We start from the raw sequence: 21900 nt of genomic DNA, 5'->3' as shown, positions 1-21900 counted from the left end.
CACATGTCTTTGTATAGAGGACATTATAGAGGGGAATCAGCTCTTTTACAACCCTGTTTCTCCTTATTTTTTCAGCAGGGGAATCGAAAAAAGATGATGGTTGCGCTTACATCCCCTGCTGCATTGGGGAAGCTGGGGAGAAGAAAATCTTCTTCAATTTCTGATAATGATATAAATCAGATACACCACGTAGGCAACGGTTAACGTCAAGCCTTCATAGCGGCCCACAATGGAATAGGTTCTTGAGAATCGGAACAGCAGAACGGTTAATGCAATCATGACCATGGCATCGAGAAAGATTTTAGGATCCACGGGGAGAGGGGTGATAAGGGAGGCTGCCCCTAAAACGAAAAGAATGTTAAAAATCGAGCTTCCGACTATATTACCGATGGCTATTTCACTTTGTTTTTTCAAGGCTGCTGTAATAGAAGTAATCAGTTCAGGAAGTGAGGAGCCGATCGCAACAATCGTGAGACCAGCAAGTGTTTCACTCATCCCGAATGAGATAGCAATGTCTGTACTGCTTTCAACAACGAGATAACCCCCCAGAACGATGGCGGCAAGACCGGCCACGGTAATAAGGATGTTTTTCCCCCAGGTCCCCGACTGTCCTTCCAGATCTTCAACGACAGGGTCACGGGAATTTCTTGCTGCTTCAATAACGTAGTACATAAAGATGGAAAAAAATAAAAGCAAAATGATGCCGTCACTTCGTGTAATAATGTTCTCGCTTGTTCCCTGTAAAAAACGGTCGCTGATCAGGACAAGAAACGCGACACTCGCAAGAAAAGTAAAAGGAATTTCCTTTTTAATCGTGGAACTTTTGACACTCAATTGAGATATCATAGCCGTTATTCCAATCACGATAGACATGTTCATAATGTTACTTCCCACAACGTTACCGATTGTTACATCAGCGGTTCCTTCAAGAGCTGCAATAATACTGACCGTTGCTTCCGGAGCACCGGTCCCAAAGGCAACGATCGTCAGTCCGATGACAAGAGGGGAAACTCTGAGAAGCTTGGCGATATTTGAAGAGCCGTTTATAAAATAGTCGGCTCCTTTTATCAGGAGAATAAATCCTGCAATTAAAAGAATATACATCATTGGGCTACACCGGCCTTTTTAAAAATTGGAATTACTATTTAAATATCTTATTTACTATAAAATAGTTATTTATCCTTACTCTTCGACATCAAAGGTAAAAATATCTCCTGATAGTCCGTGATGTGCCCTGATTTTTGCTGTTAAATCACGAAAAGTTCACAATGTAACAGAAGATAAAATAGGTCATTTTTAATGCAGAATTATTTTAAAATTATAAAAATTCAATTGATTTATATTTACACATATAGTATTCTTCCATTAATAAGAAAAAATAAGTATTTTACATAATGATATTGATATTTCGTATATTCCATTCTTTCCTCATACATAGAAACCGGAGGATTTCCATGAAAAAACCAGTTCTTGAAATTAACGAGCTTCAAACGCACTTTCTTACAGATCGTGGAGAAATACCTGCTGTTGACCGTGTCAGCTTTTCTATTGATGAAGGAGAGGTCCTTGGGGTTGTAGGAGAATCAGGATGCGGTAAAAGTGTTACCTCACTTTCTGTAATGGGCCTCATTCCTAAGCCTCCAGGAAAAATCGTTGGAGGCGAAATCCTTTTCAGGCAGAAAAAAAACAACAAGGAAGTAACCGAAAACCTTGTGAAAGTAAGCAAAAAGCGTATGAGACAGATCAGGGGAAATCAAATTGCCATGATTTTTCAGGAGCCTATGACCTCTCTCGATCCCTTGTATACGATTGGATTTCAAATTATTGAAGGGGTCAGGAACCACCGTGCTGTTTCAAAAAAAGAAGGCAGATCCATCGCAATAGATATGCTGAAACTTGTAGGAATCCCGAGGGCAGAAGAAATTGTGGATGAATATCCACACCAGCTGTCAGGCGGGATGCGTCAGCGTGTGATGATTGCGATTGCCATGGCATGTGATCCTGAAGTGCTTATTGCTGATGAGCCCACAACAGCTCTTGATGTTACCATTCAGGCCCAGATCCTGGAATTGATGAAAAAGCTCAACAAGGAAAAAGGAACAGCAATCATGCTCATTACTCATGACCTCGGCGTAGTAGCGGAAATGTGTGACAGAGTCGTTGTTATGTACGCAGGAAAAGTCGTGGAAAAAGGGACTGTAAGAACGATTTTAAAGGAGCCGAAGCACCCTTACACCCAGGGGTTGATTAAATCGCTTCCGAAGATCGACAAGCGTAACGAGCGCCTGTACTCGATTCCGGGTAATGTTCCAAAACCGGGAAGCATTACTGCGGGCTGCCGCTTTGCCCCGAGGTGTGAGCATGCCTTTGACAGATGCTTTAAAGAAGACCCTGAACTCCTTGAAATGAGTGAGACACACACGTGCCGCTGTTTCCTCTATGAAAAGAAAGAGGTGGAAGCGACTCATGTCTAAACCATTACTTGAAGTCAAAGGTTTAAAGAAATATTTCGACGTCACCGGCGGCGTTTTTTCAAAAAAGGTCGGTGAAGTAAAGGCCGTTGATGACGTTTCCTTTACCGTATATGAAAAAGAAGTCCTCGGAATTGTAGGAGAGTCCGGCTGTGGAAAATCCACAACGGGAAAAGCACTCCTCAGACTGACAGAGCCAACGGACGGACAAGTCCTCTTTGAGGGAAAAGACATTACCGGGCTTAGTGAGGACGCAATGCGGAAGATGCGCAGGGATATGCAGATCATATTCCAGGATCCTTATGCGTCACTCAATCCGCGTCATAAAGTAGAAAAGATTCTCGGTGAACCATTGATCGTTCACGGTATCGGAGATAAAGAGGAACGGAGAAAAAAAGTCCGGGAGATTCTTGAAGTTGTCGGCCTCCCGGGAGAGCATGCATCGAGATACCCTCACCAGTTCAGCGGGGGACAGCGTCAGCGGATCGGTATTGCCCGGGCATTGATTGTAAATCCAAAACTCATTGTCTGTGATGAGCCGGTTTCGGCCCTGGATGTATCTATTCAATCTCAGATACTAAACCTCATGGAAGACTTGCAGGAGGAGTTTGGGCTGACCTATTTGTTTATTGCCCATGATCTCAGTGTTGTTAAACATATCAGTGACCGTATCGGGGTGATGTATCTCGGACGTATGGTAGAACTGTCGGATAATGAAGATTTGTATGACAATCCGCTTCATCCATATACGAAGTCACTTCTCTCAGCTGTACCGAACCCGGATCCGGATGTGAAAAAGGAACGCATCATTTTACAGGGGGACGTGCCAAGTCCGTCAAACCCGCCCTCAGGATGCGCTTTTCATACACGATGTCCGGAAGCAATGGATGTGTGTAAACAAGTACGCCCGGAATTTAAAGAACATTCTGTTAACCATTTTGTGGCCTGCCATCTCTACGATGAAACCGTAAAGAACTGACAGGCTGCAAGTTTTATAATTTAAGCTTAAAAAATGAAGGGGGAAACAAGATGGGGAAGAAAAGTCTTTGGTTGTTGCTTCTCTCAATTGCTCTTGTAGCTGTAATGGCTGCATGTGGTGGAGACGAAGACGTTGATGGTGGAGAAGCAGGGGAAGACAGCGGAGAAACAACAGATGATGACGCTGATGATGGGGATGCAGGAGACGATGGTGCAGAATCTTCGGACCTGGCTGAAGACCAGACATTAATCTTCGCCCGCGGCGGTGACTCTGTAAGTCTTGACTATGCAAGTGTAACTGACGGGGAATCCTCCCGTGTAACCGAGCAAATCTATGAAAGTTTATTGAAGTTCGACGATGACTCGTTTGAAATCGGCCCGGGGCTTGCACACGACTGGGACGTTTCCGATGACGGTCTGACGTTCACATTTTACTTAGAAGAAGGCGTAACGTTCCATGATGGAACGGACTTTAACGCTGATGCTGTTAAGTTGAACTTTGAAAGATGGGCTGACCCTGATCATGAGTACCACTTTGCTGACGAAGGATACACATACAGTGTATATGGAACTCAGTTTGGCGGTTTCGCAGGAGATGACGGTCACGTAATCTCAGAAATTAACGTTGTAGATGACTACACAGTTGAATTTGTTCTTAATGAGCAGCTTGGATCTTTCATTCAGAACATGGGCATGAGCTATTTCTCCATCACCTCTCCTGCAGCTTTTGAGGAGTATGGAAGTGCGATTAATGAAAACCCTGTCGGAACAGGTCCGTTTAAATTTGTAAGCTGGACTCGTGACGATCAGATTGTTCTTGAGAAAAATGAAGACTACTGGCAGGAAGGTCTTCCTAAGCTTGACAGTGTTATCTTTACTGTAATTCCTGATAACTCTGCAAGACTTACAGCTCTTAGAACAGGCGAGATCGACATGATGGACGGTCTAGATCCTGATGATGTTGAAGTAATTGAAAGTGAAGATGGATTAACTGTGTTTGAACGTACAACAAACAACATTGGTTACCTGGGCTTTAACATGGACAAAGAGCCGTTTGATGATGTTCTTGTACGTCAGGCGTTTAACCATGCTGTTGATAAAGAAACGCTAATCTCTGTTCTTTATGCGGGACTTGCAGAACCTGCGAAAAACATTATTCCTCCTGGATACCTGGGATACAACGATGCTATCGAAGAATACGAATACGATCCTGACCGTGCCATGGAACTGCTTGAAGAAGCAGGTCATGCCGACGGTATGGAATTTGACCTTTGGACAATGCCTGTTGCACGTCCGTATATGCCGGATCCGCAGCGTGCTGCCGAGGTTCTTCAGGAAAACTTCGCTGCTATTGGTGTAACTGCGAACATTGTTTCCATGGAGTGGGCAACGTATCTTGAAAGAACAGAACAAGGTGAGCAGGACGTGTTCATGCTTGGCTGGTCCGGTACAAACGGTGATCCGGATTACTTCTTCGGAAACCTGCTTCACTCTAGTGCGATTCCAGGTGGTAACCGTACTTTCTACCGAAGCGACGAAGCGGATGATCTCTTTAACCAGGCGAAAGTAAGCGTGGATGAAGATGAGCGTGCTGAGCTTTATGAAAGAGCACAGGAAGTCGTCCATGATGATGCGCCATTAATTCCACTTGTGCACACAACTCCTGTACTGGCAGGAAGTGACAGAGTTCAAGGGTATGTACCTCACCCGTCTACAAGTGAAGCGTTATTAGAGGTTGAGCTTACTAACTAATTTCATAGTGAAAAGGAGTCTGAGAGGGGACGTTCTTGATCCTCTCTCTCTATCCTTTTTTAAAACAAGACTTACATAACGTTCAAATGGAAGCCAGGTGAATGCGATGCTCTCATATACAATAAGAAGGTTACTCATGCTCATTCCGGTATTGATCGGAATGTCATTAATTACGTTTTCGATCATCCACCTCATTCCGGGTAACCCGGCACAAACCATTCTGGGAGAACAGGCAACTCCCCAGGCAATTGCAACCCTTGAAGAACAGCTTGGCCTTAATGAACCTTACTTTGTACAGTACGGTAATTATATGGCCGGGCTTGTACAAGGGGATCTGGGTACATCTCTTCGTACAAGAGGTGAGATCTCGTCTGAAATCAGACCTTACCTTGCAGCTACGGTTGAACTGACGATCTTTGCAATGATTTTTGCCGTTGTGGTGGGAGTAAACGCAGGAATCATCAGTGCCTGGAAACAAAACTCATTATTTGATTACACGGCGATGATCATCGCTCTTATCGGGGTATCGATGCCGATCTTCTGGCTCGGACTAATGCAGCAGTGGATCTTTGCTCAGGAACTGGGCTGGCTGCCTGCTTTTGGCCGTGCGAATCCAAGAGATCCGATAGAGACAACCACTCACTTTTATCTGATTGACTCTATTATTAATGGACGACTCGATCAGTGGTGGACATCGTTTAAACATTTAATCCTCCCCGGAATCGCTCTGGGAACGATTCCGATGGCGATAATTGCCAGGATGACACGCTCGAGTATGCTTGAGGTTTTACGTCATGATTATATCCGTACGATTCAGGCAAAAGGATCCCGGACATTCACCGTTATTTACCGTCACGCATTTAAAAACGCCGTCATTCCTGTATTAACGGTTGTTGGTCTTCAAACGGGGACTCTTTTAGGAGGAGCAATTCTTACTGAAACCATCTTCAGCTGGCCTGGAATCGGCAGGTATGTGTATGAAGCTATCGGCAATCGTGATTATCCGGTTATTCAGTCTGGAATTCTTGTAATAGCTACCATGTTCGTTGTCATCAATCTGGTCGTTGATCTCCTCTACAGTTATATAGATCCGAGAATCAAATACTAGACGGGGGAGGGAATACACTATGGAAACAGCTAAACAATCAACGAAAAAGCCGATGCAGGGACCGGAAAAACCCCAGCTGTCCAGAGTTGAATCCATATCGCCATGGAGAGAAGCCTATTGGCAGCTTAGAAAGAACAAGCTGGCAATCGTAGGCCTGTGTATTGTGTTTTTCTTCATTTTTATGGCTATTTTTGCACCTTTGTTAACGAGTCATTCCATAAGCGGTATGAATGCAGCAGACAGACTTCAGGGGCCGTCTGCAGCACACTGGTTTGGTACAGACTACTCGGGCCGTGATATATTCGCCAGGATCGTTTTCGGTGCAAGGATTTCACTTCTTGTTGGATTTTTTGCTGTAACAGGAGCCATGATCTTTGGTTCATTACTCGGTATTATTGCAGGGTTTTATGGTAAATGGGTTGACATGATTATCTCGAGAATATTTGATATCATGCTTGCATTTCCAAGTATCCTGTTAGCAATTGCTATCGTATCCATGCTTGGTCCGTCATTACAGAATGCCCTGATCGCCATAGCGATCATTAACATTCCGATTTTTGGACGTCTCGTCCGGTCGAAGGTAATTTCCATCAGACAGGAAGAATATATTCTTGCAGCGAAAGCGCAGGGGATGAAAAGTACCCGGATCCTTTTCCACCACGTGCTGCCGAACAGTACGGCACCGATTATTGTACAAGCTACGCTGGGATTTGGTACGGCAATTCTTGAAGCTGCGGCTCTTGGCTTTCTCGGATTGGGTGCTCAGCCGCCGACACCGGAGTGGGGGAGAATGCTCTCGGATTCACGGCAGTACATTCAAAGTGCTCCGTGGACGGTGTTATTCCCCGGATTCTCCATTATGCTTGTGGTTCTCGGGTTTAACATGATCGGGGATGGGCTGAGAGATGCTCTTGATCCGAAAATGAAAAGTTAGGAATACAAATTAATGCACTTTCTTCCTGGAAGAAAGTGCATTTGTTTTGTAAAGATAAGTGGAGGAGCAGGTATAGACAGGTTAGGACGAAGTTTAAACAGGTTAGGATGAAGTTTAAACAGGTTAGAGCGGGTTTTAAACAAGTTAGCCCCCGATTTAAACGATTTAGCCTAGAAGAGAGAACAAAGGAGGTTACAGAAAGTGAATCTAAAGGAGACAACAGCATTTGTAACAGGTGGAGCTTCCGGCCTCGGTGAGGCGGTTGTCAGATATACGATTGTCCATGGAGGAAAGGCTGTCATTTTTGACCGGTCCAGTGAAAATGGTGAAAAGTTAGCCGGTGAATTAGGCGAACATGCACTTTTTGTAAAGGGAGACGTAACAGACGAAGAAGGAATTGCCAAAGCATTGGACAAAGGTAGTAATGTATTCGGTGAAATAAATACAGTTGTAAATTGTGCGGGAATTGGTGTGGCAGAGAAAGTGAACGGAAGAAAAGGGATCCATAGTCTGGAGAGTTTTTCGAAGACAATTGAAGTAAATCTTTTAGGGACGTTTAATGTCATTCGTTTGGCGGCTGACAAAATGAAAGCGAATACATTGCAAGAAAATGGTGAAAGAGGAGTCATCATCAACACGGCTTCTGTCGCTGCATTCGACGGTCAAATTGGGCAGGCTGCCTACAGTGCATCAAAAGGCGGGGTTGTTGGAATGACACTGCCGATTGCACGAGAGCTGGCTTCTTCCGGTATTCGGGTAATGACCATTGCGCCAGGGTTGTTTGATACACCTATGTTTGCATCTTTACCTGATGAAGCGAGGGATGCTCTTGGAAAAATGACCCCGTTTCCGTCGCGCCTCGGACAGCCGGAAGAGTACGCAAAATTGGCAGGAGCAATTATAGAAAACCCGATGTTGAATGGGGAAGTGATCCGTCTCGACGGCGCAATTCGAATGCAGCCAAAGTAAAAAGAGGAGGTTTATTTATGAAACATCCATACCTGACAGACGATCATCAGATGTTCAGGCAGGCATTACGGAAATTTTTGGACAAGGAAGCCTATCCGCACTTTGATCAATGGGAAAAAGACCGGATGATTACCCGGGAATTCTGGACAAAGATGGGGGAGCAGGGATTCCTGTGTCCCGATGTAGAGGAAGCATACGGTGGTTCAGGCGTGGACTGGGGCTTTTCTGTTGTGATTAACGAAGAGCTGGAGAAGGTCGGAACAAGCATGATCGGCATTGGTCTTCATAACGATGTGGTGGTTCCTTATCTTACGGCTTTTGCCACGAAGGAGCAAAAAGAACGCTGGCTGCCTAAGTGTGTGACCGGGGAAACGATTACAGCACTGGCTATGACTGAACCGGGGACAGGATCGGATCTTGCCAACATCAGGACCACGGCCATTAAAGACGGAGATCATTATGTTCTGAACGGGCAGAAGACGTTTATTACAAATGGAATCCATTCCGATCTGGTTGTGGTTGCGTGCAAGACTGACCCAAAAGCAGAACCAAAGCACAAAGGTGTGAGTCTGATTGTTGTGGAAAGGGGAATAGAAGGCTTCTCCCGCGGCCGGAAACTTGATAAGGTCGGCCTGCACAGCCAGGATACCGCAGAGCTGATTTTTGAAGACTGCCGGGTGCCAAAGGAAAACCTGCTCGGTGAAGAAGGAAAAGGATTTCTTTATATGATGGACAAGCTTCAGCAGGAACGCCTCCTGGTTGCAATTGGTGCCCAGGTGGCAGCTGAGGATATGCTTCAGACGACCATCGACTATGTGAAATCCCGAAAAGCATTCGGACAGCCGGTCAGCAAGTTTCAGAACACCCAGTTCAAGCTTGTGGAAATGGCGACAGAAATTGAAATGGGCCGCACGTTCCTCGATCAGCTTATTGCCAGACATATGGCCGGTGAAGACGTCGTGACCGAAGTTTCAATGGCCAAGTGGAAGCTGACGGAAATGGCGAAAGACACAGCCTCTTCGTGTATGCAGCTCCATGGCGGATACGGGTATATGGAAGAATACAAGATTGCCAGACGTTACAGAGACATTCCTGTATCGGCGATATATGCCGGGACAAATGAAATTATGAAAACGATTATTGCGAAAAATATGGGCTTGTAAGTATACGAGAGAAGGGTGGTTATACGCTATGAACAGAGAAGCAGTCATCGTTGAAGCAGTCAGAACGCCGGTTGGAAGACGGAAGGGAACCCTCCAGCATGTCCGTCCCGATGATCTTGCTGCGATTGCTCTTAAGGAAGTCGTAAAGAGAGCCGGAATTGACCCCGGAATTGTAGAGGATGTGATTATGGGTTGTGTAACCCAGTCCGGCGAGCAAGCCGGGGATATTGGAAGGGTTGCTGCTCTTATCGCAGGCTTCCCTCAGCACGTGCCCGGAACGACCATTGACCGCCAGTGCGGATCAAGCCAGCAGGCTGTCCACTTCGCCAGCCAGGCGGTTTTGAGCGGGGATATGGATGTGGTCATTGCTGCAGGTGTGGAGAACATGGACAGGGTGCCGATGGGGTCAAACTTCCAGGGAGCTAAACCAAGTGAACAGCTGACCGGAAAATACGAAATCGTTCACCAGGGAATTTCTGCTGAAAAGATTGTTCAGAAGTGGGGATTTAGCCGGGAAGAGATGGACGAGTATGCAGCAGAAAGCCACAGGAGAGCCCTGACTGCGCAAAAAAAGGGTTTCTTTGATAAAGAGATTGTCCCTGTTTCCGTTACTCTCCCGGACGGAACGGTTGAAGAGGTCATGCACGACACAGGCCCACGGGAAGGAACAACAGCAGAAAAGCTGGCAGGGCTGAATCCTTCCTTTATCGAGGGAGGGACCATTCATCCCGGGAACTCAAGTCAGATCAGTGACGGAGCCGGTGCCATTCTTATTATGAGCCGGGAAAAAGCTGAAGAACTGGGGTTAAAACCAAGGTTTCGTATTCACACCCGTGTCGTTGTAGGGTCTGATCCGACACTGATGCTCACAGGGCCGATTCCTGCTACAGAGAAGGTGCTTGAAAAATCAGGCCTTACCCTTGATGACATTGACGTTTTTGAAGTTAACGAAGCTTTTGCACCTGTGCCGTTAGCCTGGTTAAAAGAAACGGGAGCTGATCCGAAGAAGATGAACCCGAACGGAGGAGCCATCGCTTTAGGGCATCCGCTGGGGGCGAGCGGAGCCCGCCTCATGACCTCCATGATTCATGAGCTTGAGCGAAGCGGCGGAAGATACGGGCTGCAGACGATGTGTGAAGGTTACGGGATGGCGAATGCGACGATCATCGAGCGGATGGAATAGTCCTTACCATTGCTTAAAATCCTTATTGGAGGTACTTAAATGTCTACAACAATTGGAACGTTATTTGAGCAGACGGTAACCAAGTTTCCGGATAAAGAAGCGATTGTTTATGTGCAAAAGAACCTCAGATTCACGTATGCAGAATGGAATGACAGAGTAAATAAAACGGCAAATGCCTTTCTTGATGCAGGTGTAAAGAAAGGCGACCGTGTTTCTACTTTTCTTTTTAATACGGAAGAGCTGGCAACTGCCTATTTTGCATGTGCGAAGATAGGAGCTGTTTTTAATCCAATTAATTTCCGCCTTGCTGCAGATGAACTTCTGTTCATAGTAGAAGATGCGTCTCCGAAGATTGTCCTTTTTGAAAAGGCGCTGGCCTCGCAGATAAATGAGGTTCGAAAAGATATACCTGAAATTTCATACTGGTACGTAGATTCCGACACTCCTGAATACGCTGAGAATTTTCATGAGAAAGTACATGAAGCCGGAAGTGACCGTCCTGATAGTAACGTACAAGAGGAAGATCTGTATGCCATTATGTACACGAGCGGTACGACAGGGCGGCCAAAAGGTGTCATGCACAGTCACCGTGAGATGGTCGAGCAAAGTCTAATCCTTATTGCATCTACAAAGCTGACAGAGGATGACCGGGGTTTAGTTACAGCGCCTATGTTTCATTGTGCTGAACTTCATTGCGCATTTTTACCGAGGGTACATGTAGGAGCTTTAAATATCATCACACACCATTTTGAACCTAAACGAACGTTGGAGCTTATTGAAGAGGAAAAAGTATCCCTGTTCTTTTCTGCTCCGACAATGTGGAACATGATGCTCCAGGAGTCATTGGACGATTACGATTTAACAACACTCCGTCTCGGGTTGTACGGGGCTGCTCCTATGGCACCTGCGCTCGTTAACGCCATACAGGAACATTTCGGGTGTGAACTTGTCCAGGCATATGGAATGACTGAGATGGGGCCTGCTGTGACGTTTTTAAACGAGAAGGATCAGGTCAGGAAAGCGGGATCAGCCGGGAAGGCATGTCTGAACCACGAGATCCGGATTGTAAGGCCCCGTGAGGCAGGACGGCCATCGGAGCCGGACGATATTATGAACCCTGGAGAAACAGGAGAACTAATCGTTAAAGGTCCGTGTATGATGCAGGGTTATTTTAACCGGGAAGAAGCAACGAGAAATGCGATTTATAAAGGGTGGTATTATTCAGGTGATGCAGCATCGTTTGATGATGAGGGATACCTGTGGATTGCAGACAGAGTCGATGACATGATTATCAGCGGTGGTGAAAATATTTACCCAAGAGAGATTGAAGATGTTCTCTACGAGCATCCAGGTATTCTTGATGTAGCTGTTTTGGGAGAGCCTGATGAAAAGTGGGGAGAATCAGTTATGGCTGTGATTGTGAGGAAGAACGACTCTTTATCAGAACAAGACCTTGACCGGTTTTGTCAGGAGAGTACAAAGTTAGCTGATTATAAAAGGCCTCGCAGGTACTTATTCGTGGACGAACTACCGAGAAACGCAAGCGGGAAAATTCAGAAATTCATGCTGAAAAACGAACTCGTAAAAAGCAACGGGTAACTTTTTCTGACGTAAGAGTTGTTGCATATGGAAACGGGGAAGAGATACACCGCAGTAGAAAGAGAAGTAGTGGCAGGCTTCGTCTGGGTGAGCCATGTTTATTAAATGCAGCATCTGTAAGTTAACAGGTTTTGAAATGTGTATAAAAATGAGGTGAACCATGCTTAAAGGGATTCGTGTGATTGATTTTTCATTTTATCTGCCCGGCCCTTATGCGACGCTGCGGCTTGGGGATCTTGGAGCAGAAGTAATTAAAGTGGAGCCGCCGGAAGGTGACCCGGCCCGAAATACAGGAGAAAAGAAAAACGGTGACGGGCTCGTTTTTTTAGCCAATAACCGTAATAAAAAAAGCATTACCCTGGATTTAAAAACAGAAGAAGGGCAGACGGCGGCTCTTTTATTAATTGAAGAGGCGGATGTTGTTATCGAGAGTTTCAGACCGGGGGTGACCAGCAGGCTGGGAATCGATTACGAACGTGCAAAGGAGGTTAACCCGGGCATTGTTTATTGCTCCATTTCCGGGTACGGACAAGCCGGTACAGCAAGCAACTTGGGAAGCCACGATCTGAATTATATGGCTGTGAGCGGATCCCTGTCTCAGATGAAAGACAAAGGTGGCTCACCGGTTCATCCGACGAATACGTTTGCCGACCTTTTCGGGGGTGTTACTGCAAATGAACGGATCCTTGCAGCTCTGGTGAAAAAAGAGAGAACAGGGGAAGGTGAGTATGTGGATCTTTCCCTGGCAGATTCGATGGTTTCTCTTATGACCAATCACGTGATCTACGAACAGGAAACAGGGCGGGAAACCGGTATTTCTCTCCTTGACGGCGAACTCGTCTGCTACAGTCTTTATGAGACAAAAGATGGGCGGTATGCGGCTCTGGCGGCACTGGAGAAGAAGTTCTGGACGAATTTTTGCGATGGAGTAAACCGCCCCGACTGGATCAGCTCTCACTGGTCAACGACTGAAGAATCAAATACGGTTTTTAAGGAAATACAGTCTTTGTTTGCCGGTAAAACACTCCAGGAGTGGACTTTATTCGGTCTTGAACATGACTGCTGTCTTACACCGGTTCTTGAGCCGAGTGAGATTAATAAAACTCCATATTTTCAAGGGAAAAACCTTGTCTGGGATAATGAAGACGGTACCCGGCAGGCAGCGACATTTCCGCAGCATAAGAGCAGGATCAGCACAAGACCGCCGTTGAAAGGTGAACATACAAGAGAGCTTTTAAGTCAAATGGATAAAAATCAGAACACATAATACTCTGGAAGGGGAAATGTATGATGATGAATGTACCATTAACAGTAGGAGCCATGATGGAAAGAGCAGAGCAGTTTTTTCCTGAAAAACAGGTGATTTCACGAACGTCCGGCGGGGTTTCGTCCTTTACTTACATAGAGATCGGAAAACGTACGCGCCGTCTCGCATCAGCTCTTGCGGAGCTTGGGGTTGAACGAGGAGACCGTGTAGCTACGCTGGCCTGGAATCATCACCGCCACCTTGAAGTTTACTTCGCAGCTCCGGGAATGGGAGCTGTACTTCATACAATCAACATTCGTCTGAGTCCTGAACACATTATCTACATCATTAACAATGCAGAGGATAAAGTGCTTCTCGTAGACGAAGATGTATGGCCTCTAGTGGAAAAAGTGAAGAACCAGTTGAAAACGGTGGAAGCATTTATTGTCATGACAGATTCAGAGGAACTCCCCGAGTCAGATATTTCCCCTCTGTATTCCTACGAAGACCTGCTGGAAAAGGGAGATGAACGCTTTGCTTTTATAAAAGACCTGGATGAAAATGAACCTGCGGGAATGTGCTACACGTCTGCAACAACAGGGAATCCCAAAGGTGTCGTTTACTCTCACAGGGGGATCGTTTTGCACAGTTTTGCGCTGGGTCTGGCCGACACTGCCGGCCTCTCTGAAGCAGACCGGTGTATGCCTGTTGTTCCGATGTTCCATGCGAATGCCTGGGGACTGCCGTTTGCAGCAACCATGCTCGGAACAACGCAGGTGCTTCCGGGACCTCAGTTTACACCGAAGCTGCTTGCAGATTTCATAGAAAAAGAGAAGGTGACGATTACTGCAGGCGTTCCGACAATCTGGCTCGGGCTGTTGAACGAACTTGAGAGCGGCGATTATGATACAACGAGTCTGCGGGCTGTGTTATGTGGAGGATCTGCGGCACCATCAGGGATGATCCGTGCCTATGAAACAAAATATAATGTTCCGTTTTTACACGCATACGGTATGACCGAAACCAGTCCTCTTGTGACCGTTTCAAAGTTAAAGAGCTATCAGGATGATCTTGGTGAAGAAGAAAAGCTGGATGTGCGCTCCAAGCAGGGGCTCCTCGTTCCAGGACTTGAGATGAAGGTCGTTGGTGAGCGGGGAGAAGTAGAGTGGAACGGTGAGGACATGGGTGAATTAATGCTCCGAGGCCCGTGGATTGCAAATGAGTATTACCGGGATGATCGTACAGAAGAGGCATTCAGGGACGGATGGCTTCATACGGGGGACGTTGTAACGGTGGATAAAGAAGGGATCATAAAAATCATCGACCGAACCAAGGATATGATTAAAAGCGGAGGGGAGTGGATTTCTTCTGTAGATATCGAGAATGCTCTTATGGCACACGACGCCGTCTTTGAAGCAAGTGTAGTGGCGGTTGCCCATCCTGAATGGCAGGAACGGCCCGTGGCGTGCGTGGTGCTGAAAGATGAGTATAAGGATGAAGTGGGAAAAGAAGACCTCATGGATTTTCTGAAGCCGCAGTTTGCCAAGTGGTGGCTTCCGGATGACATTGTGTTCCTGAATGAAATTCCAAAGACGTCAGTCGGGAAGTTTTTAAAGAGAGCTCTCAGGGCTCAATTGAAAGATCATCTGGTGATAAAATAAGAGGAGGAGGTTGACTCAAAAGGTCGGTTTTTTACCTTTTGAGTCAACCTCGAAGCAATGAGTGGAGCCATAGCCAATCTACCGGGACATTTTGAGACACCTTCGTTTTTTGGGGAGTGGGGAAGGGGAGATGAAGACTAAATCGTTTAAATCGTACTCTAACTTGTTTAAAGCAAAGCCTAACTTGATTAAACCCCATACTAACTTGTCTAAACCTTCTTCCGCCATTTATCTTCACACACTTGTCAAAAAAATCGTGAGCACCGTACATGTAAAAACCCATCATATCGTTTATAATAAAGGGACGGTTAAAATTCCTTTACTTCATAAAGGATTTTATTTTAAAATAAACTTGTGAAAATATTCACAATCACAACAATTATTGAATGTAAACCACCTTAAATGGGGGATTTAAGACTATGAAAGAATTAAAGAAACTCGCATTTGCCCAGCGCAGTAAGGTGAATGCCCTTTATACAACAAGCTTTCTCACAGGAGCGGTGATGATCGCCCAGGCGTACTTAATTGTGCTCATTGTTGACGGGATCTTCATGCAGGGACGGTCCTTTTCGTGGACAGTGCCCTACCTTGGCGCTCTATTGGTTGTCTTACTTGTGCGCTCCCTCCTTTCCTATTTCGCAGCCCGCACGGGGATCCGGATGGCTTCAAAAGTCAAACAGGATTTTCGCGAAGCACTTCTGAAGAAATTTACAAGAAATCCGGTCCAGGCTTCCCTGGAGGGGCAGTCGGGTAAAAAAGTCAGTGTCATGCTCGATGCGGTGGACGAAGTGGACGGTTTTTACAGCAGGTATATTCCACAGATGATTCTCACATATGTGGTTCCGCTTATGCTTTTAGTTACGATTTTTATTGTAAACCCCTATTCCGGTCTTATTATACTGATTACGGCACCGTTCATTCCGTTTTGCATGATTCTTATCGGAAAGGTGACTCAGAAAAAGCAGGACGAGCAAGTGGAAGAGCTGACCCGCTTTTCAGGACAATTTTTAGATACACTGCAAGGTCTTGCTACATTAAAGCTGTATGGTCGTGGCGAAGAACAGCGTGAACAAATACGTGAAAACAGTCTGCGCTTCCGGGAAGCAACAATGAATGTGCTGAAGGTCGCATTCCTGTCTTCTTTAATGCTTGAATTTATTGCGATGCTGAGTATCGCTCTTATTGCAGTTGAAGTAGGTCTGCGCCTGGTCATATACGAGAGTATTTCCTTTTTCACTGCGTTTCTTGTGCTCACAATCGCACCTGAATTCTTCAACACTCTTAAAAACCTCGGTACAGCGTTTCACTCCGGCCGGGGCAGTATGGCTGCGGCAAACCGGATTAAAGAAGAAATTGATAAGCCGGAACAGCCTGTGGAGTGGGGGACCGAGCCTTTCGAAGGCATCACTTCCCCGGAGATCGTTTTAAAGAACGTTCGTTTCCAATACGGTGTTGAAGGGTTCGCGTTAAAAGAAATGAACACGGTTATTCCGTCAAATGCTAATGCAGCTGTTATTGGCCGGAGCGGTTCAGGAAAGACAACGTTACTGCATATTCTATCAGGACTCGCAGCCCCGTCCGGCGGTGAGATCCTTATAAACGGCAAGAACCGTTCAATCCTGAAAGAAGAGGACTGGTTTGGTCAGTTAAGCTATATTTCCCAGCATCCTTATCTTTTTTCCGGAACGATTGCGGACAATATTGCTCTCGGTATGGAAAACAAGGTTACGAGAAAAGAGATTGAAGCCGCTGCTGAAAAAGCAGGGATCGCATCCATGGTTACAAGACTTGAAAAAGGGTACGACACTCCGGTTGGAGAAGGAGGACGCGGTCTGAGCGGAGGAGAGAAACAGCGTGTAGCATTGGCACGGGCGTTTATTAAGAATCCGTCGATCATCCTTTTCGATGAACCTACTGTCGGACTCGACCTTGAAACCGAGCAGATTCTTCAAACATCTATAAAAGAACTGTCTCAGCGTGCCACTGTAATTACGGTTGCTCACAGACTTTATACGATCAAACAGGCTGACACAATTATACTGCTGGATGATGGAGCCGTGGCTGCCCAGGGTACACACGAGGACCTGATGGAAAACTCTGTAGACTATCGAAACATGGTTGAACTGCAGCAAGAAGGGGTGGAAGAATGAAGGACTTAGCCGTCATGTTTTCCCTGATTTCAAAAGAAAAAAAGGACGTCCTTTACTCCATTTTGTTTGGCTTTATTGCCGGGGTGGCTGCTGTGGCTCTTTTTGCATCGAGCGGATATCTGGTTTCTAAAGCAGCGCTCGCACCTCCTTTATACACGTTAACCATGACCATAGCTTTCTTGAAGTTTATCAGCTTTTTACGAGCGGGAAGCCGCTATGCTGAGCGGTATTTCTCTCACCATGCAACGTTTACGATTCTCAGCAATCTGAGGGTCCACTTCTACAATAAGCTTGAACCACTGGCCCCGGGAATCTTTCAAAAATACCGGAGCGGAGACTTACTGGCAAGAATAGTCGGAGACGTAGAGCATCTGCAGTTTTTCTTTCTGCGAGTCTTTTATCCGCCGATAGTGATGGTGACGATCTTTCTCAGCACGATAGTGTTCACGCTGTTTTTCTCCGTTTACGTGACACTGGCAATTGTCGGGGGGCTTATCCTGACGGGATTTGTGATTCCGGCCTGGTTCGCATACCGGCAGAAAAAGACGAATGCCACCGTGAGGGAAGAACGGGGGGCTCTCTCCACAGAGGCTGCGGAACTTCTTTACGGATTTCGTGATCTGAAAATACACCAGCGTCTTTCTGAACAGGAGAAGGCATTAACAGAAGCATCCGCCTCTTATGTAAAGGAGCAGGAAAAAGAACACATTCAATCTGCCTACAGCGAGTCGGTAAACGGGGCTGTTGCTTTGACTGTTACGTGGATCGTGCTGGGGATAGGCGCCTATCTCGCTTCAACGGGGGAGTTAAACGGGCTGTTCCTTGCTATGCTGGTGTTAACGTCCCTTACAGTATTTGAAAATTCCACACCCATGGCTTCGTTTCATACTCATTACGAAGGAAGCCGTCAGTCTGTGAATCGTCTGTCTTCCGTTCTTGATGTAAAAGAAGACGCAGTGTGGGAGAACACATCATCACTGCCTCAGGAAGCTTATGAAATTTCAGGAAAAAACGTCTGTTACACATTTCCCGAGGATGAGCGACAGGCTCTCAAAGACGTGAGTTTCATGTTACCGGCAGGCTCCAGGACAGCGATTGTCGGAGCAAGCGGCTCCGGTAAATCCACTCTTATGCAAGTAATGTTGAATGTCCTGTCTCCGGATTCAGGAGACGTTAGGCTGGCAGGAAAAAATACTGAACAGCTGGATAAAGAAGACATCTGGCGCTCTGTCAATGTGGTTTTGCAGGAAAACCATTTCTTCTATGGAACGATTGCCGATAATCTCCGTATCGCACGGGACGCTGTAACGGATAATGAGATGACCAGGGCTCTGGAAAAAGTAATGCTGAGTGATTTCTCCTTGAATGACCGTGTTTATGAAAAAGGCGGGAATTTGTCCGGCGGAGAAAAGCAGCGTCTTGCTATTGCAAGAGCCATGCTTAAAGGAGCACCACTTTGGGTGATGGATGAACCGGTGTCTTCTGTGGATTCGGTGACGGAAAAGAAGGTTCTTGATGAACTTTACGAACAGGCAAAAAATGATACCCTCGTTTTAATCAGTCATAACCTGAGAGGTCTTGAGCGTATGGACCAGATTATTGTAATGAACGATGGCCGTATTGAAGAAGCGGGAACCTACCGGGACCTGATGGAGAAGCAAGGGTATTTTTATAAGATGAAGGAAATTGAAAAGAGTATTCTGATGTAAGGAAGAAGTCTTTAGAGGCTTCTTCTTTTTCTTTTTTAATATTTCACTACTCGAACAAGTTTCTTTTTTATAAGAAAAGGGGTATACAGAAACAGGTAATATATTCTAAAAATTTCATATTGGCTGATGGAGGAGAACGAGATGAAAAAGACAATCGTGTTTGGAGCGGTGTTACTGAGTTTATCCCTTGTATTAGGTGGTTGCGGCAGTGATGATGACACTACAAGTGCAAACGAACCAGAACCAGCTACTGAGGACGAACAAGAAGGTCAGGTGGATCAGGAAGAACCTTCTGAAGAACAGGAAGCTGATAACAGCGTTGAAGAGACAGAGGCACAAGGAACCACTGAAGACGAAGGAGACGAAAGTGGCGATACAGAAGAAGCCGGACAAGAAGAGCAGGAGGAAGCAACAACAGATACAGGAGCATCAGACGACAGTCTGTTAAACCCTTCTATTCCTGAGCTCTCTGAAGGCGATATTGAGGTCATTTATACGAACAGTAATGCAGGCTTTGTTCATGACATGGACGGGTTTGTTGTAAGTGTTGACGAGTACCAGCTTGTGAAAATAGAAGATATGAACCGAAATATGACGATTCCTTTTAACGATGAGGTTGATGGGTACCTGGTCACAGCTAAGATAACGGTTGATAATCAAAAAGACACGGCTATGTATTACCCCATGTCGTTAAGAATTCAAATAAATGACCAGTATGACTATTCCGTATCACAGCCAAGACTTTTTATTGATGACACTGATGTGGTGGTATCGGAAATGGAGGAAGAGGTTTCAAAATACGGAGCTGGAGAGAAGGTGTCCGGATTGGTTTCCTTTGCTTTTTCAAACGAAGAATATGAAAGGCTGACGAATACGAATCCGAAGTTTATTATTTCAGGAGGAGCCGCGGATAACGATCAGTTCTCCGGAGGTTACCGTGAAGAAGGGGTGTTTGACTTTATTTATTCGAGTGAACAGGGTGACGAAGTCTCCTCTCGACCGGATCTTTATCAGAGTAAACTTGTTACTGACAACATTGCAGAACAGTCGATCATCTTTGAAGACACATCCATTAACCAGGAGGAAATGATTGACGATGTCCGGGTGACGTTAAAAGGTGTTCAGTATACCGAACTTGAGCCTACAGCTTCCTTTGAAGAAGCCTTTACGGACACGGGGGATGGTCTGGTGGCGTTAACAGTCCTTTTCCATGTGGACAACCAGTCTGATTCACCAATCAGCATGTTCTCGACACGTTCTATGTTAACGGTAGATACAAACCGGGCCAGGTATATGCCTGAGGGAATGCTTGAGCCAGGCACAGAGACAATGCTTGAATCTGGAAATGATACGGAAGACATGAAAGTGTTTTTATTCTACAAGGACGAATTTGAGCTCTACGAGAATTTTGAGCTTGAATACGGTCCTTTCTATGGAGAAGACGGACGGGAATTGTTTAAGGCTGACTTGTTGAATTTTACCCTGCCAAGGTAAGCGTGTAAGAGAGAGACCAGCTTATAAAGGTGGAACCTTGTGAGCCGGTTTCTTTTATTAAGGCTGACTTTACAATGTTGGGGAGGGATTCTATGTTGAGTTTCGTTGAAAGGAATTGGCTACCTTTCCGCAGTAACATATTCCTTTCAGCTGAGCAAGACCCGTTTTGAAAAAGGTAATGAAGCCGAAGTGCCTGAGACTCCTGTGGCCGCGGGGAGCCAGGCAAGACCCAGCAGGACATAGAATGCCACTGAAAAAGTCAAAGTCCGGAAATTACATCACCACATAGGGCTCTGATTGCAGCATGAAAGTGGTTTTGGTTTTTATTGCTTATGTGCTAAAGATCATTTCAATTATAAAAAGTGTTGATTGGAGCAAATGCGCCACACTCCTGCGGGAGGAGCGAGTTCCGGGGAGACCCCGCAAGCGTGCAGCGCTGAGGAGGCTCCCGAACCGCCCGCGGAGGCTTACTTATTGTGATAATCTTTATACCAGTCCACAAACTTTCCAACACCTTGCTCAATTGAAGTAGAGGGCTTGAAGCCGATTGCTGCCATCAAATCACTCACATCAGCAAATGTGTCTTTCACATCTCCCGGCTGAAGAGGGAGGTACTTTTTTTTAGCGGAGATACCAAGTTTTTTTTCCAGTGCGGCAATCATATCCAATAACGGAACAGGTGTGTTGTTTCCGATATTGTAAAGCTTGTAAGGAGCACTGCTCTCCGATGGTGGTGGATCCAGGCTGTCATTTACACCTGCCGGCTTATTGCTCAACAGCCTGACAATGCCTTCAACAATATCATCGATATACGTAAAATCACGCATCATGTTTCCGTTATTGAATATTTGAATCGGCTTTCCTTCCAGAATGTTTTTAGTAAACGTAAAAAGAGCCATATCCGGGCGTCCCCATGGGCCGTAAACAGTAAAAAACCGCAAGCCTGTCGAGGGAATGTTAAATAGATGACTGTACGTATGGGCCATCATTTCATTTGCTTTTTTCGTTGCTGCATATAAGCTTGCAGGATGATCGGTATTATCATCAGTAGAGAACGGCATTTTCTTATTAAGGCCGTAAACAGAACTGGTGGAAGCAAAGATAAGGTGCTCTACAGGATAGTGACGGCAGCACTCGAGAAGGTTCATAAAACCTGTTACATTTGATTGAATGTACGTGTCCGGGTTTTCAAGGCTGTACCTCACGCCAGCCTGGGCTGCCAGATGAATAACGAGGCCAGGCTTTTCTTTTTCAAAAAGATCTACCATATTCTTTTTGTCTTCCAGAGCAACCTTGTAAAACGTAAACAGTGGATGCTTAATCCATTTTAAGCGCGCTTGTTTCAAGCGGGGGTCGTAGTAACTGTTTACATTATCCAGCCCCACAACGGTGTACCCTTCTTTTGTTAACCGCTTGACGACATGGGCACCGATAAAACCGGCACATCCGGTAACGAGAATTGCCATGAGTTTTCCTCCCGCAT

At 45.8% G+C, this 21900-nt stretch carries 16 protein-coding genes; 14 read left to right on the top strand and 2 right to left on the bottom strand.

Translation table 11 applies throughout. The annotated features are described in order from the left end of the window. Positions 1–153 precede the first annotated feature (153 nt). Positions 154–1107 (bottom strand): calcium/sodium antiporter, encoded by a 954-nt coding sequence (locus EBO34_RS11400; RefSeq protein ID WP_122898346.1) that lies wholly within the window; start codon positions 1105–1107, stop codon positions 154–156. A gap of 347 nt (positions 1108–1454) precedes the next feature. On the opposite strand from EBO34_RS11400, the gene EBO34_RS11395 reads away from it, so the two are divergent. From EBO34_RS11395 to EBO34_RS11325, 14 genes are all read left to right on the top strand, one after another. Further along, positions 1455–2474: an ABC transporter ATP-binding protein gene (locus EBO34_RS11395; RefSeq protein ID WP_122898344.1), complete on the top strand. Its 1020-nt coding sequence runs from the start codon at positions 1455–1457 to the stop codon at positions 2472–2474. After that, the gene (locus EBO34_RS11390; RefSeq protein WP_122898341.1) at positions 2467–3450 is read left to right on the top strand and encodes an ABC transporter ATP-binding protein; all 984 of its coding nucleotides are present in this window, start codon (positions 2467–2469) and stop codon (positions 3448–3450) included. Before EBO34_RS11395 ends, EBO34_RS11390 begins: the two co-directional genes overlap by 8 nt. Positions 3451–3500: 50 nt before the next feature. Continuing rightward, positions 3501–5201: an ABC transporter substrate-binding protein gene (locus EBO34_RS11385; RefSeq protein WP_122898339.1), complete on the top strand. Its 1701-nt coding sequence runs from the start codon at positions 3501–3503 to the stop codon at positions 5199–5201. 106 nt (positions 5202–5307) lie between these two features. Beyond that, positions 5308–6309, top strand: coding sequence for an ABC transporter permease (locus tag EBO34_RS11380; RefSeq protein ID WP_122898337.1), 1002 nt, complete (start codon positions 5308–5310; stop codon positions 6307–6309). 52 nt (positions 6310–6361) lie between these two features. Beyond that, complete coding sequence (locus EBO34_RS11375; RefSeq protein ID WP_249414074.1) at positions 6362–7243, top strand: ABC transporter permease; 882 nt, start codon at positions 6362–6364, stop codon at positions 7241–7243. A 201-nt stretch (positions 7244–7444) separates the two neighbouring features. Beyond that, positions 7445–8212 carry a 3-hydroxyacyl-CoA dehydrogenase gene (locus EBO34_RS11370; RefSeq protein ID WP_122898333.1) on the top strand — a complete coding sequence of 256 codons (768 nt, stop codon included), beginning with the start codon at positions 7445–7447 and terminating at the stop codon, positions 8210–8212. A 17-nt stretch (positions 8213–8229) separates the two neighbouring features. Next, a complete protein-coding gene (locus EBO34_RS11365) occupies positions 8230–9375 on the top strand; it encodes an acyl-CoA dehydrogenase family protein (protein WP_122898331.1) in 1146 nt (381 codons plus the stop codon). Positions 9376–9403: 28 nt separating this feature from the next. Beyond that, on the top strand, positions 9404–10558 hold the full coding sequence (locus EBO34_RS11360) for a thiolase family protein (protein WP_122898329.1): 1155 nt from the start codon (positions 9404–9406) through the stop codon (positions 10556–10558). Between the two features lie 39 nt (positions 10559–10597). Continuing rightward, positions 10598–12157 carry a fatty acid--CoA ligase gene (locus EBO34_RS11355; RefSeq protein WP_122898326.1) on the top strand — a complete coding sequence of 520 codons (1560 nt, stop codon included), beginning with the start codon at positions 10598–10600 and terminating at the stop codon, positions 12155–12157. Positions 12158–12317: 160 nt separating this feature from the next. Further along, positions 12318–13424: a CaiB/BaiF CoA transferase family protein gene (locus tag EBO34_RS11350; RefSeq protein WP_122898325.1), complete on the top strand. Its 1107-nt coding sequence runs from the start codon at positions 12318–12320 to the stop codon at positions 13422–13424. 23 nt (positions 13425–13447) lie between these two features. Further along, positions 13448–15064 carry a long-chain fatty acid--CoA ligase gene (locus EBO34_RS11345; RefSeq protein WP_183163823.1) on the top strand — a complete coding sequence of 539 codons (1617 nt, stop codon included), beginning with the start codon at positions 13448–13450 and terminating at the stop codon, positions 15062–15064. A 419-nt stretch (positions 15065–15483) separates the two neighbouring features. Further along, positions 15484–17214 (top strand): thiol reductant ABC exporter subunit CydD, encoded by a 1731-nt coding sequence (gene cydD, locus EBO34_RS11335; RefSeq protein WP_122898318.1) that lies wholly within the window; start codon positions 15484–15486, stop codon positions 17212–17214. Continuing rightward, positions 17211–18923: a thiol reductant ABC exporter subunit CydC gene (gene cydC / locus EBO34_RS11330; RefSeq protein WP_122898316.1), complete on the top strand. Its 1713-nt coding sequence runs from the start codon at positions 17211–17213 to the stop codon at positions 18921–18923. Before cydD ends, cydC begins: the two co-directional genes overlap by 4 nt. 141 nt (positions 18924–19064) lie before the next feature. Beyond that, positions 19065–20417 carry a DUF5068 domain-containing protein gene (locus tag EBO34_RS11325; RefSeq protein ID WP_122898314.1) on the top strand — a complete coding sequence of 451 codons (1353 nt, stop codon included), beginning with the start codon at positions 19065–19067 and terminating at the stop codon, positions 20415–20417. A 467-nt stretch (positions 20418–20884) separates the two neighbouring features. On the opposite strand, the gene EBO34_RS11320 is transcribed toward EBO34_RS11325, so the two are convergent. Continuing rightward, positions 20885–21883: an NAD-dependent epimerase gene (locus tag EBO34_RS11320; RefSeq protein WP_122898312.1), complete on the bottom strand. Its 999-nt coding sequence runs from the start codon at positions 21881–21883 to the stop codon at positions 20885–20887. Positions 21884–21900: the final 17 nt, after the last annotated feature.

Origin of the sequence: Alteribacter keqinensis (assembly GCF_003710255.1) — a bacterium.
Classification (GTDB): Bacteria; Bacillota; Bacilli; order Bacillales; family Salisediminibacteriaceae; genus Alteribacter; species Alteribacter keqinensis.
The sequence above is the reverse complement of the archived record's forward strand: the minus strand, read 5'-3'. Positions and strand labels throughout refer to the sequence as shown.

Bases quoted from the DNA above. Each gene is read 5' to 3' on its own strand.
- EBO34_RS11355 (WP_122898326.1), top strand. From the start codon at position 10,598: ATGTCTACAACAATTGGAACGTTATTTGAGCAGACGGTAACCAAGTTT.
- EBO34_RS11385 (WP_122898339.1), top strand. From the start codon at position 3,501: ATGGGGAAGAAAAGTCTTTGGTTGTTGCTTCTCTCAATTGCTCTTGTA.
- EBO34_RS11320 (WP_122898312.1), bottom strand. From the start codon at position 21,883: ATGGCAATTCTCGTTACCGGATGTGCCGGTTTTATCGGTGCCCATGTC.
- EBO34_RS11375 (WP_249414074.1), top strand. From the start codon at position 6,362: ATGCAGGGACCGGAAAAACCCCAGCTGTCCAGAGTTGAATCCATATCG.
- EBO34_RS11400 (WP_122898346.1), bottom strand. From the start codon at position 1,107: ATGATGTATATTCTTTTAATTGCAGGATTTATTCTCCTGATAAAAGGA.
- EBO34_RS11390 (WP_122898341.1), top strand. From the start codon at position 2,467: ATGTCTAAACCATTACTTGAAGTCAAAGGTTTAAAGAAATATTTCGAC.
- EBO34_RS11345 (WP_183163823.1), top strand. From the start codon at position 13,448: ATGATGAATGTACCATTAACAGTAGGAGCCATGATGGAAAGAGCAGAG.
- EBO34_RS11325 (WP_122898314.1), top strand. From the start codon at position 19,065: ATGAAAAAGACAATCGTGTTTGGAGCGGTGTTACTGAGTTTATCCCTT.
- EBO34_RS11380 (WP_122898337.1), top strand. From the start codon at position 5,308: ATGCTCTCATATACAATAAGAAGGTTACTCATGCTCATTCCGGTATTG.
- EBO34_RS11395 (WP_122898344.1), top strand. From the start codon at position 1,455: ATGAAAAAACCAGTTCTTGAAATTAACGAGCTTCAAACGCACTTTCTT.
- EBO34_RS11360 (WP_122898329.1), top strand. From the start codon at position 9,404: ATGAACAGAGAAGCAGTCATCGTTGAAGCAGTCAGAACGCCGGTTGGA.
- EBO34_RS11365 (WP_122898331.1), top strand. From the start codon at position 8,230: ATGAAACATCCATACCTGACAGACGATCATCAGATGTTCAGGCAGGCA.
- cydD (WP_122898318.1), top strand. From the start codon at position 15,484: ATGAAAGAATTAAAGAAACTCGCATTTGCCCAGCGCAGTAAGGTGAAT.
- cydC (WP_122898316.1), top strand. From the start codon at position 17,211: ATGAAGGACTTAGCCGTCATGTTTTCCCTGATTTCAAAAGAAAAAAAG.
- EBO34_RS11350 (WP_122898325.1), top strand. From the start codon at position 12,318: ATGCTTAAAGGGATTCGTGTGATTGATTTTTCATTTTATCTGCCCGGC.